This is a genomic window from Mucilaginibacter phyllosphaerae, from assembly GCF_004378255.1.
In the GTDB taxonomy this organism is placed as follows: Bacteria; Bacteroidota; Bacteroidia; order Sphingobacteriales; family Sphingobacteriaceae; genus Mucilaginibacter; species Mucilaginibacter phyllosphaerae.
In genome coordinates this window covers 104,158-116,946 of the sequence record NZ_SNQG01000008.1, presented here as the reverse complement: position 1 = coordinate 116,946, position 12,789 = coordinate 104,158, and the positions used below count along the sequence as shown (strand labels likewise).

Annotated in this window: 19 protein-coding genes; 11 read left to right on the top strand and 8 right to left on the bottom strand. The window is 43.3% G+C overall.

Features of this window, described 5'->3' with window-relative positions:
- Positions 1 to 108: 108 nt before the first annotated feature.
- From E2R65_RS19010 to E2R65_RS18985, 6 genes are all read right to left on the bottom strand, one after another.
- Positions 109 to 582: a nucleoside deaminase gene (locus E2R65_RS19010; protein WP_134338077.1), complete on the bottom strand. Its 474-nt coding sequence runs from the start codon at positions 580 to 582 to the stop codon at positions 109 to 111.
- Positions 582 to 956 (bottom strand): SdpI family protein, encoded by a 375-nt coding sequence (locus E2R65_RS19005; RefSeq protein WP_134338076.1) that lies wholly within the window; start codon positions 954 to 956, stop codon positions 582 to 584. Before E2R65_RS19005 ends, E2R65_RS19010 begins: the two co-directional genes overlap by 1 nt.
- A complete protein-coding gene (locus E2R65_RS19000; protein ID WP_134338075.1) occupies positions 953 to 1,288 on the bottom strand; it encodes a tRNA-binding protein in 336 nt (111 codons plus the stop codon). Before E2R65_RS19000 ends, E2R65_RS19005 begins: the two co-directional genes overlap by 4 nt.
- Positions 1,289 to 1,426: 138 nt before the next feature.
- The gene (locus E2R65_RS18995) at positions 1,427 to 1,642 is read right to left on the bottom strand and encodes a hypothetical protein (protein WP_134338074.1); all 216 of its coding nucleotides are present in this window, start codon (positions 1,640 to 1,642) and stop codon (positions 1,427 to 1,429) included.
- A gap of 101 nt (positions 1,643 to 1,743) precedes the next feature.
- Positions 1,744 to 2,133 carry a hypothetical protein gene (locus tag E2R65_RS18990; RefSeq protein ID WP_183500426.1) on the bottom strand — a complete coding sequence of 130 codons (390 nt, stop codon included), beginning with the start codon at positions 2,131 to 2,133 and terminating at the stop codon, positions 1,744 to 1,746.
- 20 nt (positions 2,134 to 2,153) lie between these two features.
- Entirely contained in the window at positions 2,154 to 2,729 is a 576-nt protein-coding gene (locus tag E2R65_RS18985) for an RNA polymerase sigma factor (protein ID WP_229704702.1), read from the bottom strand.
- Positions 2,730 to 2,938: 209 nt separating this feature from the next.
- On the opposite strand from E2R65_RS18985, the gene E2R65_RS18980 reads away from it, so the two are divergent.
- The 7 genes from E2R65_RS18980 to E2R65_RS18950 all read left to right on the top strand — a co-directional run bounded on the left by E2R65_RS18980 (position 2,939) and on the right by E2R65_RS18950 (position 7,448).
- Positions 2,939 to 3,304, top strand: coding sequence for a CoA-binding protein (locus E2R65_RS18980; protein ID WP_134338073.1), 366 nt, complete (start codon positions 2,939 to 2,941; stop codon positions 3,302 to 3,304).
- Positions 3,305 to 3,563: 259 nt separating this feature from the next.
- On the top strand, positions 3,564 to 3,800 hold the full coding sequence (locus E2R65_RS18975) for a very short patch repair endonuclease (RefSeq protein ID WP_308472307.1): 237 nt from the start codon (positions 3,564 to 3,566) through the stop codon (positions 3,798 to 3,800).
- Entirely contained in the window at positions 3,754 to 3,903 is a 150-nt protein-coding gene (locus tag E2R65_RS18970) for a CoA-binding protein (RefSeq protein WP_229704701.1), read from the top strand. Before E2R65_RS18975 ends, E2R65_RS18970 begins: the two co-directional genes overlap by 47 nt.
- A 146-nt stretch (positions 3,904 to 4,049) precedes the next feature.
- Positions 4,050 to 5,861, top strand: a complete 1,812-nt coding sequence (locus E2R65_RS18965; RefSeq protein ID WP_134338072.1) for an AAA family ATPase — start codon at positions 4,050 to 4,052, stop codon at positions 5,859 to 5,861.
- 2 nt (positions 5,862 to 5,863) lie between these two features.
- Complete coding sequence (locus E2R65_RS18960) at positions 5,864 to 6,637, top strand: HNH endonuclease (RefSeq protein ID WP_134338071.1); 774 nt, start codon at positions 5,864 to 5,866, stop codon at positions 6,635 to 6,637.
- A gap of 51 nt (positions 6,638 to 6,688) precedes the next feature.
- Entirely contained in the window at positions 6,689 to 6,985 is a 297-nt protein-coding gene (locus tag E2R65_RS18955) for a hypothetical protein (RefSeq protein WP_134338070.1), read from the top strand.
- Positions 6,986 to 7,037: 52 nt separating this feature from the next.
- A complete protein-coding gene (locus E2R65_RS18950; protein ID WP_134338069.1) occupies positions 7,038 to 7,448 on the top strand; it encodes a DUF4476 domain-containing protein in 411 nt (136 codons plus the stop codon).
- A gap of 130 nt (positions 7,449 to 7,578) precedes the next feature.
- Here E2R65_RS18950 and E2R65_RS18945 read toward each other — a convergent pair whose 3' ends face one another.
- Positions 7,579 to 7,770, bottom strand: a complete 192-nt coding sequence (locus tag E2R65_RS18945) for a hypothetical protein (protein ID WP_134338068.1) — start codon at positions 7,768 to 7,770, stop codon at positions 7,579 to 7,581.
- A gap of 198 nt (positions 7,771 to 7,968) precedes the next feature.
- Here E2R65_RS18945 and E2R65_RS18940 point away from each other — a divergent pair, with 198 nt between their 5' ends.
- On the top strand, positions 7,969 to 8,796 hold the full coding sequence (locus tag E2R65_RS18940) for an N-acetylmuramoyl-L-alanine amidase (protein WP_134338067.1): 828 nt from the start codon (positions 7,969 to 7,971) through the stop codon (positions 8,794 to 8,796).
- Between the two features lie 99 nt (positions 8,797 to 8,895).
- Here the strand turns inward: E2R65_RS18940 and E2R65_RS18935 are convergent, their stop codons facing one another.
- A complete protein-coding gene (locus E2R65_RS18935) occupies positions 8,896 to 10,554 on the bottom strand; it encodes a glutamine--tRNA ligase/YqeY domain fusion protein (protein WP_183500424.1) in 1,659 nt (552 codons plus the stop codon).
- A 337-nt stretch (positions 10,555 to 10,891) separates the two neighbouring features.
- Here E2R65_RS18935 and E2R65_RS18930 point away from each other — a divergent pair, with 337 nt between their 5' ends.
- From E2R65_RS18930 to E2R65_RS18920, 3 genes are read left to right on the top strand one after another with little or no spacing between them, the layout of a single operon-like run.
- Positions 10,892 to 11,314 (top strand): cobalamin B12-binding domain-containing protein, encoded by a 423-nt coding sequence (locus tag E2R65_RS18930; protein ID WP_134338066.1) that lies wholly within the window; start codon positions 10,892 to 10,894, stop codon positions 11,312 to 11,314.
- 11 nt (positions 11,315 to 11,325) lie between these two features.
- Positions 11,326 to 12,108 (top strand): enoyl-CoA hydratase-related protein, encoded by a 783-nt coding sequence (locus E2R65_RS18925; protein WP_134338065.1) that lies wholly within the window; start codon positions 11,326 to 11,328, stop codon positions 12,106 to 12,108.
- A gap of 20 nt (positions 12,109 to 12,128) precedes the next feature.
- Positions 12,129 to 12,716 carry a hypothetical protein gene (locus E2R65_RS18920; protein ID WP_134338064.1) on the top strand — a complete coding sequence of 196 codons (588 nt, stop codon included), beginning with the start codon at positions 12,129 to 12,131 and terminating at the stop codon, positions 12,714 to 12,716.
- Positions 12,717 to 12,789 lie beyond the last annotated feature (73 nt).

The following is a 12,789-nucleotide window of genomic DNA, read 5'->3' as shown; positions in this document are numbered from 1 at the left end:
GGCAGGTTTTTGTTCTATATCAATGTCAAGTTTTTGTTAAGTAGTCGGGAAGCCCGATGTCCGCAAGTCCGAAAGATAAAATGCGGCGTCTCCGTCTTCCGGACTAACCTACTTCCTCTTACTCTTAAAAAAATCCTTCACCAGTTGCGCGCACTCATTCTCGTGAATGCCGCCGGTAATTAAAGTTTTGGGGTGCGTAATGGTTTGGTTAAGCCTGCCAAAACCGCGTTGTACATCATAAGCGCCAAAAACAATGCGCCCTATCTGGAACCAATAGCTTGCGCCTGCGCACATTACGCAAGGCTCCATAGTAACATACAAGGTACATTCTGGCAGGTATTTGCCGCCCATATAATTGGCGGCAGCAGTGAGCGCCTGCATTTCGGCATGTGCAGATACATCGTTAAGCCGCTCGGTAAGGTTATGCCCCTTGCCGATGATCTGCCCCTTGCAAACCACTACGGCGCCAATAGGGATCTCGTCTTCCTTCAGGGCCTGGCGGGCCTCTTTAAGGGCTTCGTTCATAAAAAACTCATCGGGAGAGACGGCGGGCTGCTCATCCCCAAAGGTGTAGTATCGCATTATAAGGTATCGCTAAATTGCTGTTTTAAATGTTTTTCTGTCGACCTGAAAAGTACGATCACCGTACCGAATGCACAAAGCAGCATCAGTATTACTTTAATACCTGTGCGCCATTCCGGGCTGATAGGTATCAGCATCATACCCGCTGTGAGGATAGCCCCTGTTATTACCAAAACTACGCCGCATTTGATCATCATGCGGGTAGAATAGCGGTTACCTTCATCCCAGTTCTGCTTGTCTTTCATAGATCGCGAGGTACGGTAGCCATAAAGGCTATTGATCTCTTGAGGCGGGTATCGCTTTTGTATCAACCCGGCTATGATGAATATCAAACCGATTAAATGAGGGCCAACTATCCAGTTTGCAAATATCATATCAGTTTACTGCCGTTGGGTACCGGTTTATCAATAGCTGTTAATACAATGTCGCCGTTCTCATCGGCCAGGCCGGTCACTAAAAACTCCGACATAAAATTGGCGATCTGTTTCTTAGGGAAATTCACCACACCCAATATCTGCCTGCCCGGCAGTTCATCTTTAGTGTAATGTTTGGTGATCTGTGCGCTGCTCTGCTTGATACCAAGCGGGCCAAAATCTACCGTTAGTTTATAAGCAGGTTTACGCGCCTGTGGGAAATCGGCTACTTCCAGAATGGTACCGGCGCGTAGTTCTACCTTCTCAAAATCGTTCCAGCTGATGGTTTGCATAATAGCAAAGGTAATGGATTGCCTTAAGCAATTAACAGGGGTTTACATTTTTATAACCCCCTGTTGGGATATCCGGATATACTACTGCGTTATTATAAAGAATACACCGTAACCCTTGTTAGTACCAACAACCAATGGCTAATAAGCCAACTGCTCGCAGGTAAAACCGGCTAATTGCAGCATGTGGTTAATGGTTTGCGGCTCTATCCCGTTGCTTACCACACGCAGTATTTTATCGCAGTCTTCCAGATCAAAATTATACTGGCGGATCTCGGCCAGGGAGGTAAGCAGCGGATGAATCCGGCTTATTTCCTGCCTGCTGGCAACACTTGTTTTAAATATCAGCACATCCATAGGTAGTAGGTTTTATTGACGATGATTGGACGGAGGTACCGGTGCGGAGAGCCTGTTAAAATTTGTATTCCTTGCTCTCCGCCCCTCAACGCCAATTATTATTATTCCTTCGTTTCTTTCTCTGCTATTGGCTCGTTCTGCCAGCTTTCGCGCCAGTCGTTACGGGGCTTACCCCAGCCACAGCGGTTTTTCATCTGCTCTTTAAAGCGTTCACGCTCCTGCGGCGACATGCCGCTTAGTTTCTCTTCCATCATTTGCCTGCGGCGCATCCAGGGGGCACCACCTCGGCCGCCTTTAGGGCCAAAACCAAACAGTATTTTGCACAGCACAAATATGCCCATGGCCTGCCAAAAGTTAATAGGGGTTACGTGTAAAATATCGGGCAGCAGGTTGTTCCAAAGCTGCATTACTACAAAGCTTACCAGCGCTAATATGGCTGCTATACCTAAGGGGATAAAAATAAAACGCCCTTTATAAAGTGTATTTCTCATGATGTATTTTCTTAAATGTTTTAATATTCTGTAATTTCCTGATATAATTGTTTTAAACGCTTACGCAGGTGCAGCACCGCATACCGCTTGCGCGATACCAGGGTGTTGATGTTTTCGCCAGTTTTTTGAGCGATCTCTTCAAAGGGCATATCATCCAGCTCCTGCCAAATAAATACCTGCCGCTGGTTTTCGGGCAGCTCATCAAGCGCTATAAAAAGCTGTTCCCAAAAAAGGTTGCGCAGGTAAGCCGTTTCGGGTGTGGTTGGCTCGGTAAGCAGTATGGCCTTAAAGTCTACGGCATCCTCCTCGTCTTCGCCGGTTGCGGGCAGCATATCATCCAGCAAGGTTTCGGTATGTTTTTTATGCTTATCGATGATCTTGTTTTTAGCTACGCGGTATAGCCAGGCCCCTGTTTGCTCAATCGGTTCGGCATTCATCACATTGCTAAACTGGTACCAAACATCCTGCAGAATGTCTTCGGCATCGGCATCGCTTTTTACCCGCCGGCGGATAAACCCCAGTAAGCTTTTACCATACGACGCAATGGTTTGTATGATGTGGCTGTTTTTGTCGCGGGGCATGGATGCTGTTGTCAATTGATGATGTGTTTAAAGATAAAGACGAGCCACCTTGTAAAACATTTTAAAGTATTTTTATTTTTTGGGAAAGGGAGTGAAGAGGGAGGTGCGTGGAGCGGAGAATGCGTACGGATGTTAGGTATATTCACCAAAGTGCTTTTCCGATCCCGCTTCACATATCCCGCACCATATGCAAACCAAACTCACGCCTTACACGTTATAAACTTATGGCCGATAAAAAAACACTGATATTGGGCGCCACGCCCGACGAAAGCCGTTATGCTTACCTTGCCGCTAACCGGTTGGTGCGCAGCGGACACACTATTGTGAATGTGGGCATAAAAACCGGCGAGGTTGCAGGTGTGCCTATAGAAAAGCCCGAAATTATCCACACGGATATTGATACCATAACCCTGTACCTTGGCCCCCAGCACCAAAAAGGCCTGTACGACTATATCATTGGCACCAAACCCAAGCGCATTATATTTAACCCCGGTACCGAGAATGCCGAACTGCGCCGCCTGGCCCACGAAAATGGCATAGCTACAGATTACGCCTGCACACTGGTATTATTATCTATCGGGCAGTATTAAGTGTTCACGTTCACGCACGTGAACACGCGTGAACATTGTGAACGTATTGGTAATGAGGGGTTTATATAAAATCCGGTTTGGTTCCGCTTTTTCCGGAAATGAACCAAAATGAACACCCTATAGAACGACTTTTTTAGCTCTTTTTCGACTTTATTTCGCCCTGTTTTGGATGCATGAGGTTTCCGGAGTGGAATAAGGGCAAAAGCCAAAAACAATCTTTAATAGTAAACAAGTCAACGGCACTTGGAGTTGAAATAACATGGCAGATGTACATAGTAAAGAAACCCGTAGTTACAATATGTCGCGCATTAAAAGCAAGGATACCAAGCCGGAGTTGCTTGTACGCAAGTTTCTGCATAAATATGGCTTCCGATACAGGTTGCATGTAAAAGACATGCCCGGTAAACCTGATATTGTACTACCCAAATACAAAACCGTAATTTTTATACATGGCTACTTTTGGCATGGGCACCAAACCCAAGCGCATCATATTTAACCCCGGTATCGAAAATTCCGAACTGCGCCGCCTGGCCCACGAAAATGGCATAGCTACAGATTACGCCTGCACACTGGTGTTATTATCTATCGGGCAGTATTAAATGTTCACGTTCCCGCACGTGAACATTGTGAACGTATTGTTAATAAGGAATTTGCAATGATATGATTTTGTCAGTATTAAAGAAAGAGATTAGTTATGTTTGGTTTGGGCGTCAAATAGATTGCTATATTTACTTAATACAGCAATATGATAACCAGTATTAAATTAAGAAAGGGAGTATATGAAAATTATAATTCCATTGATAATAGTAGAGTAATTAAAAACTTTTCAAAAATTAATGTTTTTATTGGCAGTAATAACTCGGGAAAAAGCAAGTTCTTAAGGACATTTTTTTCTGATACTTTAATTGACTATCAATCAGATATACTTTCTTTTGACGAGATAAATTTAATAATTCAACATTGTAAAGAAGATCTCGATGCTATAAATAGCGAAGTTAAAAATCCTGACTTGGCAGCTTTAATTGAGAATTTAAATGAATTAGAATTTGTTAATATTCTTTTTGATAAAAACCAATATCTTGAAAAGCCCCTGCATGATATATCCGTCTTTCGTAGTGTTACTAATTTCGGTCAAAGACAACACAAACAATTTATAAATCAAGTTCATGAAGTAGGCGAAAAATACAAAGTGGAGATGCGAGAGATATTGAATGGTAAAACATTTAATTCCTCAATTGCTAGATTGTATATACCTACCTTAAGGGGCTTGCGACCGTTGGGGTCAAATGATTCTAACCCGTATTTAGATTGTACGGTTAAAGACTATTTTACTGGGCCTGATTTTGATGGAACAATCGGCCATAAAATTTATACTGGCTTAAGTCTTTATAACGATTTAAAAAGGCTTTTATTAAGTGACAAAAGTGAGCGTGATAAGGTAAAGAATTTTGAAAATTTTCTACAAAAAACTTTTTTTAATGGCGACGAAGTCAATTTAATTCCAAAAATAGATTCGAATGTCGTGTCTGTTAGAATCGGAGAACATGAAGAACACCCAATTTATCAATTAGGTGATGGAATTCAAGCGTTAATTATTTTAGCCTATCCAATGTTCTTTGAGCAAGATAGAAAGATGCATTTCTTTATTGAAGAACCTGAGCAATATTTGCATCCTGGTTTTCAACGAGTCTTAATTGAAACTATGCTGTCTTTTAAAAATCATCAGTACTTTATTACAACTCACTCTAACCATCTTTTAGATATTACACTTGAAAAAGACAGTATTTCCGTTTACACATTTAAAAAAAGCTATTATGGAAAACCTATACCAGCTTTTACAATAGAAAATGTAGAAAATGATGATGTAAATATTTTGGCGGAAATAGGCGTTAGAAATTCTTCGGTATTCTTATCAAACTGCACAATTTGGGTGGAAGGTATTACGGATAGAATTTACATACGCAAATATTTAGATGTATTCCAAAAACATAAAAAGCTACAATTTAAGGAAGACGTTCACTATTCTTTTGTGGAATATGGCGGGAATAACATTACACATTGGTCGTTTTTAGAAAATACTGATTTAAACCACCCCAATATTGAAGTTGAACGGCTTTGTGGTAAACTTTTTTTAATTACTGATAAGGATGGTGATGGCTTAAGTGAAACTGGCAAGGCCACTGCAAAGGAAAAACGACAGCTTCAATTAAAAGAAAAATTACAAGAGCGTTATTACTGCTTATTGGCAAGAGAAATTGAGAATACTTTATCAGTTGATGTAGTAAAAAAGATTATAATTGAATTAGAGGATAATTCTGAAATAAATTTCAAGGAATCTTTCAATGCGGAAGCGCATGTAACGGAAAAATTAGGGATGTTTTTAGACAATAATGTAATTGGGGGAAATAGAACCTATGCTGATTCTTCCGGTACTATCAAAGATAAATTAAACTTTGCAAAAAAGGCTGTTACATACCTTATCACAGAAGATGATTTGACCATTGAGGCTAAGGATTTAACTTCGAAGCTTTATGAGTTTATCAAATTGAATAATTGATTATGAAAGAAGGCCAAACCCTCTGGACAAAAGAGCAATTACTTTTAGCTATAAATCTGTATTCTAAAATTCCTTTTGGAAAAATGAGTGCTGGAAACAGTACTGTTAAAGAATGGGCTGTGCTTATCGGCCGGTCGCCTGCGGCTGTCGCGCGCAAGTTGGGCAACTTCGCAAGTTTCGACCCTAAACTTTTAGAACGAGGCGTTAAAGGCTTACCAAACGTAAGTAAACTTGACCGCGAAGTTTGGAACGAATACATGAACAATTGGGATGAGTTGTTTATCGAGAGCGAAATACTGCTGGCACAAAAGAAAAACACGACCATTGAACAACTTAATCCTGTTGAATTGGTTGAACCGGAAACAATGATTGGACGAGAAGCTATCCGACAAGTACTCATTCGATTAGACCAAACCGTTTTCAGAAAAATGGTGCTAAGTAATTTTGCAGATACCTGCTGCATTACGGGGATTAATCAACCAGAATTATTAATTGCAAGCCATATCTTGCCGTGGAGTTTAGACGCAGGTAACAGGCTTAACCCCCGCAATGGTTTAGCTTTGAATACTTTGCACGACAAGGCTTTCGAACGTGGGTTGATAACCATTACTGAGGACTTGAAGATCAAAGTATCTTCTGTCCTTACGAACAGCAAAAACATCCAAAGCATCAGAGAGAATTTTATAGCCTACGAAGGAAAATCGCTAATTGAGCCGAAGAAGTTTTTTCCTGATGTCGAATTTTTAAAAGTCCATAATGGCCGTTTTAAACCCTAACTTCACTTATATCCGATTGACACCATCCCAACATCCGGCTACCTTAGCCTCATGCCAAACTTTAAATTCTCCTATCGCTATCGCGACGGGGCAAACTATAAAAATCATAGCTTCATTATCTTTAATAATCCGAATTGTCTAATATTAAAAGATGTGGAATTTAGTATCCATCAAAAACTGATAGAAGATACTTGGTTTTATGTCGATAAATGGAACTTACCCGATTTGCACTTCGATAATTGGGATAATGAAATAGATCATACTTGGCACGAGTTTGAAAGCATAGCATTAACAGATGAAGCCGGAGGGCAGGATATAGAAGACTTTATCAGCGCTATCAAAAATTAAGTTCTAATTCCAATTTCTTCCTACATTTAATCCAACAATACCTTAACCCCAAATGAAACTTTTTATTCCCATCCTTCTGCTGTCAGCAAACCTTACTCAGGCAAAACTGATGACTATTAAACCCACATCCGTAACCATCGCTTACCAAAAGTTAAAGCACCCGGAAAAGGCCATGACCGGCGAACAGGCCAAAGCCATCCTGAAAGAGATGCAGCAGCAACGTAATGATGAAGAAAAGATAGCGGTAATAAAAGCCAAATTAAACAGCAAAGAGTTGGGGATCACCGTAAACCAGCTGATAACGCTACTTAATCAATTCCTTACCGACGACTCTAAACTAACTGTGGCTAAATATGCGTTTGAATATACCACCAATTACAAATCATACATGGATCTGATTAACATCTTCGGTGGCGAAGAGTACAAGGATGCGCTGGAGGATTTTTATAAGAAGAATAAGTAACCAAAACATTTATGCCGAACTTGTTTCGGCATCTCCTATGCTAAGTTTGCCGTTATGTTTTTGATGAATGTTAGTCCGCTCATTCGCCGCAGAGGGCTGTTACTTTGTCTTGATACAAAGCAACCAAAGATTAATTCAGCAAAAAGGCTTTCTTGCCGCACAGGCCTTTGCCCTGCAAACCAGGCAGAACCACGGGCTGGAAATCTTTTGCACCGCTACGTTCGCTCATGCCCCTGCTTCTGCAAAAATTCCCTATGCCCTTACCACGCATAACGCCACCATTGTTCTGCCCGCTTTCGCCCAAAGCTGTTTTGTCTGACAAGAAGAAAAAGAAATATTCTGTAAATTCTTTAATTCAGCAAATTCCGGTTCAGACAAACAGCTTGATGAACCTAACATCCACAGGTCTTTTGAAAGTTCACTGCCTCACTTAATGAAGCACTAATTGTAGGTTTCTTTATCTCAACGCGATTTCATCGTAAAGCATCAAGGCATAAAATTTGCTAATTTAGCCGCAACTATGAGAAACCGACTGCTGTTGCTGCTGCTTACTGCAACCATACTTACCGCCTGTTCTAAAAAAGTAACTAATCCGCATACTAAAACCAATAGTGTTTATACTAACCAGGCTGATAGCCTGAGTAAAATAGTGCTGGCCGAAGAGCCTGCCATGCTGTTAGATAGTGCAGGTAAACCTATCCCGTCGGAATTTATTGGCACAGTTAACTTTAACCTGCGTAAGCCCAATTATGTAATTATACATTACACCGCGCAAGATTCTGTAGGGCAAACGGTAAGGACCTTTACCCTGGTAAAGCCACAGGTAAGTGCGCATTATGTAATTGGTAAAGATGGCAGGGTGATACACATGCTTAACGATTATATGCGCGCATGGCATGCGGGCATCAGCAAATGGGGCAGCATCAGCGATATGAATAGCTGCTCGATCGGTATCGAGTTGGATAATAAAGGCAATGAACCTTTTGCCCCCGCACAAATGAATAGTCTGCTTATCCTGCTGGCTAAACTTAAAAAGGACTATAATATCCCTACAGCTAATTTTATAGGGCATGGCGATATTGCCCCCGGCCGCAAGCCCGACCCCGGCATCCGGTTCCCGTGGGAACAACTGGCCCAAAAAGGTTTCGGTTATTATTCGGATATGATCATTGTACCTGCACCTGTTAACTTTGATAGTGCTACAGCATTACGATTAATTGGTTACGATACCCGTAACCTCCCTGCTGCAATAGGCGCATTTAAACGCCACTTTGTACAACGCGAAGATTCTGCCCGGCTCACCCAATTTGATCTGGATGTGCTGTATAATGTTTATCAGAAATATTAACCCCCCGTCCCCCTGAAGGGGCACAGAATGAAAAAGCCAGCTTGATTTTCGTCAAACTGGCTTTATGTTTCAAGAACTCCCCCTTGAGGGGGTAGGGGCTTATTTTTTTACCCACCCATCCTTCAGCGTAACGGTGCGGTTAAACACCAGCTTATCAGCGGTAGAGTTTTTATCTAACGTAAAATAACCTTTGCGCATAAATTGTACCGGGGTACCGGCAACTGCATTGGCCAGATCTGGCTCAATATAAACGGTTGGTAATACGTGCAGGCTGTTAGGGTTAATGTAATCTTTAAAGTCGCCATCCTCGTTGCTTGGGTCTTCCACCTGGAACAGGCGGTCGTATAAGCGTACTTCGGCCGTTTTAGCATGCTCTGCACTCACCCAATGGATGGTACCCTTAACATTTATGCCGCTGGTATCGTTACCGCTTTTTGATTCGGGTATGTATGAGCAGTGGATCTCGGTGATGTTGCCATCCGCATCTTTTACAATACTTTCGCCTTTAATAATATAGGCATTCTTTAAACGCACCATCAGGCCAACACCCAGGCGGAAATATTTTTTGGTAGGCACTTCCATAAAGTCGTCGCGCTCTATCCAAAGCTCGCGACTAAACGGAAACTCGCGGCTTCCGTCGCCATCTTCGGCCTCGGGGTTGTTCTCGCCACTAAAAACATCTATCTGTCCTTCGGGATAATTATCAATGATCAGTTTAACCGGGGCAAGCACGGCCATACGGCGCCATGCGGTTTTGTTCAAGTCCTCGCGAATGCAAAACTCCAGTAAACCAACATCAATCATGTTCTCGCGCTTGGCTACACCAATACGCTCGCAAAATTCACGGATGCTGGCAGGGGTATAACCGCGGCGGCGTAAGCCGCTGATTGTTGGCATTCGTGGGTCGTCCCAGCCATCAACATGCCCTTCCTCTACCAATTGCAGCAGCTTGCGCTTGCTCATTACGGTATAGTTAAGGTTAAGGCGGGCAAACTCATATTGCTTGCTCGGGAACAGGTTTAGTTTTTCAATAAACCAATCGTACAGTGGGCGGTGAGGAATAAACTCCACCGTACATATCGAGTGGGTGATGTGTTCAATAGCATCGCTTTGGCCATGTGCAAAATCATACATCGGGTAAATGCACCAGGCATCGCCCGTGCGGTGATGATGGGTATGTTTAATACGGTACATCAGCGGGTCGCGCAGGTGCATGTTGGTAGATGCCAGGTCCAGCTTGGCACGCAACACTTTTGCACCATCGGGGTATTTACCCGCTTTCATATCTGCAAACAATTGCAGGTTCTCTTCAATAGAGCGGCTGCGGTATTGGTTAGCCACACCCGGTTCGGTAGGTGTACCTTTTTGTATGGCAATTTCTTCGGCAGTGCTGTCATCTACATAAGCAAGGCCCTGGCGTATCATTTCGGTGGCCATGTCATACAACTGGTCAAAGTAATCAGATGCGTAAAGTTCTTCGGCCCAGTCAAAACCCAGCCATTTTACATCCTCTTTAATGCTATCCACGTATTCAACGTCCTCCTTAACAGGGTTGGTGTCGTCAAAACGCAGGTTGGTTTTACCATTATATTTTTGTGCCAGGCCAAAGTTCAGGCAAATAGATTTTGCGTGCCCGATATGCAAATAGCCGTTTGGCTCCGGCGGGAAACGGGTTAAAACCCTTCCGTCGTTTTTGCCGGCAGCAATATCCGCTTCAACAATTTCCTCAATAAAATTCAGTGATCTTTCTTCGCTCATGATTTTTGGTAACAGGCTGCAAAAGTACGGAGAAATAGGCAAATATTACACGAAATGCCGTATTCGCATGACGAAACATATGAAAACGTTACACCAAACAGCCAATTGAATATGGGCGTTACCTGCGGCCCGGGTTATCCGCTCATACTGCACAGGCCTTAGCCACACGGCCGGTATCCGCTGCTACCCCTAACGCATTTGTCTGAACCCGAATTTACGGAATTAAAGAATTTTCAGAATGTCTTTTCTCTTGTCAGGCATCGGAATGGCGTTGATTGTAAAAACATCCATAATTTTCTCTTAACTTTGATATACCATTTACTGCCTTCATAAAACCATGAGCGATATCCAATTTAACCGCCCTATACGTGTATTAGTTGCCAAAGTTGGGCTGGACGGGCACGACCGCGGCGCGCGTATAATTGCTACCACCCTGCGCGATGCCGGCATGGAGGTGATATATACCGGCCTGCGCCAAACACCCGAAATGGTAGTGAACACCGCCCTGCAAGAGGATGTGGATGCCATCGGTATCTCTATCCTGTCGGGTGCACATATGACGGTTTTTCCAAAAGTGATGGCTTTGATAAAAGAAAAGAAAATGGGTGATGTGTTGCTGACGGGTGGTGGTATTATACCGGCTGATGATATGGCCGAACTAAAAAAAATAGGTGTAGGGGAGTTGTTCCCGCCGGGAACAAGCACCGCCGATATTGTTACTTATATTACCAATTGGGTACATACCAATCGTAATTTCTAAAATCTATCGTTATGGAATTTGAGAATATCGTGGCCGGGCGCAAAGGCCGCATACAATACATTATCATCAATCGCGAAAGCAAACTAAACGCGCTGAATAAATTTACCCTTTGCGAACTGCACGAAGCGTTAACAGCTGCCTATGCCGACGAAAGCATCGGCGGCATTATTATCACCGGCGCAGGCACCAAAGCCTTTGTTGCCGGTGCAGATATTACCGAATTTGCAGATTTTGATGCAGCAGGCGGCACCGCCCTTGCCCGTGATGGGCAGGCAACCGTATTTGATTTTATTGCTAATGGCAGCAAGCCCATAATAGCTGCCGTAAACGGCTTTGCCCTGGGTGGCGGTTTAGAACTGGCTATGGCTTGCCACATCCGCATTGCAGCCGATAATGCCAAAATGGGCCTGCCCGAGGTTACCTTGGGTTTAATACCCGGTTACGGCGGCACACAGCGCTTAACCCAGTTGGTTGGCCGTGGCAAGGCGCTGGAAATGATCATGACGGCCGATATGCTTACTGCCGCTGATGCCTTACAGGCGGGGCTGGTTAACCAGGTGGTTTTCCAGGCAGACCTGTTACCCAGGGCCGAAGAACTGATGGAAAAAATACTGACCCGCGCCCCCTTGGCCCTGGCTGCAGCTATCCGCTCGGTAAATGATGCGGGTAAGGATGGTGTTAATGGTTTCGAAACTGAGATAACAGAATTTGGCCAATGCTTTGGCACCCATGATTTTAAAGAGGGCGTGGCAGCATTTTTAGAAAAACGCAAACCCGAATTTAAAGGCCGGTAATACACCAATAATAATACCCTATGGTTTATAAACTGATAAAATGCAGCCGCACATTTGCGGCAGTAATAGTTTTAGTGTTTTTTCTTTTTTCTGCACGGGCGCAAACGGTCAATCCTTATCAGGCGCAATTTAGCATCGGTGTTAATTTAGGCCTGCCAACCGGTAAACTTAGCGATACCCATACCATTGCCTTCGGCGGATATTTGCAGCAAACCATCCCGCTTGTTAAAACCCTGCACCTAACGCTGAATGCCGGCTACACCAAGTTTAAGGGCGAAAGCAATGTAAACAGCACGGTAACTAACCAATTAATTATTGATTATCCGGATATAGATATGCTGGCCGCTAAAGCCGGGTTACGCTATTTTTTAACCCCGCAAATTTATCTGCAGGCCGATGCGGGAATAGCATTGGTTTTAAATAGCCCGCAAACCAGCTACGATGCTGCCAAAGCATTTATTTATTCGCCCCGTGCCGGGGTACAGTTGCCTGTTAGCAGTCGTAGCGTAATAGATCTTGGCTTAAGCTATGAAGCTACAAACCATTACGGCGGCACTTACCGCGGTAATGTAAACTCTTTGGGCATATATGCTGCTTTTGGTTTTTAAGCTTTTTGGGGCGTCATTTATACTTGTGTGCGTTAATCCGATAACAAAATCGCTTATTTACTATTAGCTTTAC

Excerpts from the sequence above, each read along its gene's own strand:
- E2R65_RS19010 (WP_134338077.1), bottom strand. The coding sequence starts at position 582 with ATGCGATACTACACCTTTGGGGATGAGCAGCCCGCCGTCTCTCCCGAT.
- E2R65_RS19005 (WP_134338076.1), bottom strand. The coding sequence starts at position 956 with ATGATATTTGCAAACTGGATAGTTGGCCCTCATTTAATCGGTTTGATA.
- E2R65_RS19000 (WP_134338075.1), bottom strand. The coding sequence starts at position 1,288 with ATGCAAACCATCAGCTGGAACGATTTTGAGAAGGTAGAACTACGCGCC.
- E2R65_RS18995 (WP_134338074.1), bottom strand. The coding sequence starts at position 1,642 with ATGGATGTGCTGATATTTAAAACAAGTGTTGCCAGCAGGCAGGAAATA.
- E2R65_RS18990 (WP_183500426.1), bottom strand. The coding sequence starts at position 2,133 with ATGAGAAATACACTTTATAAAGGGCGTTTTATTTTTATCCCCTTAGGT.
- E2R65_RS18980 (WP_134338073.1), top strand. The coding sequence starts at position 2,939 with ATGGCCGATAAAAAAACACTGATATTGGGCGCCACGCCCGACGAAAGC.
- E2R65_RS18975 (WP_308472307.1), top strand. The coding sequence starts at position 3,564 with ATGGCAGATGTACATAGTAAAGAAACCCGTAGTTACAATATGTCGCGC.
- E2R65_RS18970 (WP_229704701.1), top strand. The coding sequence starts at position 3,754 with ATGGCTACTTTTGGCATGGGCACCAAACCCAAGCGCATCATATTTAAC.
- E2R65_RS18965 (WP_134338072.1), top strand. The coding sequence starts at position 4,050 with ATGATAACCAGTATTAAATTAAGAAAGGGAGTATATGAAAATTATAAT.
- E2R65_RS18960 (WP_134338071.1), top strand. The coding sequence starts at position 5,864 with ATGAAAGAAGGCCAAACCCTCTGGACAAAAGAGCAATTACTTTTAGCT.
- E2R65_RS18955 (WP_134338070.1), top strand. The coding sequence starts at position 6,689 with ATGCCAAACTTTAAATTCTCCTATCGCTATCGCGACGGGGCAAACTAT.
- E2R65_RS18950 (WP_134338069.1), top strand. The coding sequence starts at position 7,038 with ATGAAACTTTTTATTCCCATCCTTCTGCTGTCAGCAAACCTTACTCAG.
- E2R65_RS18940 (WP_134338067.1), top strand. The coding sequence starts at position 7,969 with ATGAGAAACCGACTGCTGTTGCTGCTGCTTACTGCAACCATACTTACC.
- E2R65_RS18935 (WP_183500424.1), bottom strand. The coding sequence starts at position 10,554 with ATGAGCGAAGAAAGATCACTGAATTTTATTGAGGAAATTGTTGAAGCG.
- E2R65_RS18930 (WP_134338066.1), top strand. The coding sequence starts at position 10,892 with ATGAGCGATATCCAATTTAACCGCCCTATACGTGTATTAGTTGCCAAA.
- E2R65_RS18925 (WP_134338065.1), top strand. The coding sequence starts at position 11,326 with ATGGAATTTGAGAATATCGTGGCCGGGCGCAAAGGCCGCATACAATAC.
- E2R65_RS18920 (WP_134338064.1), top strand. The coding sequence starts at position 12,129 with ATGGTTTATAAACTGATAAAATGCAGCCGCACATTTGCGGCAGTAATA.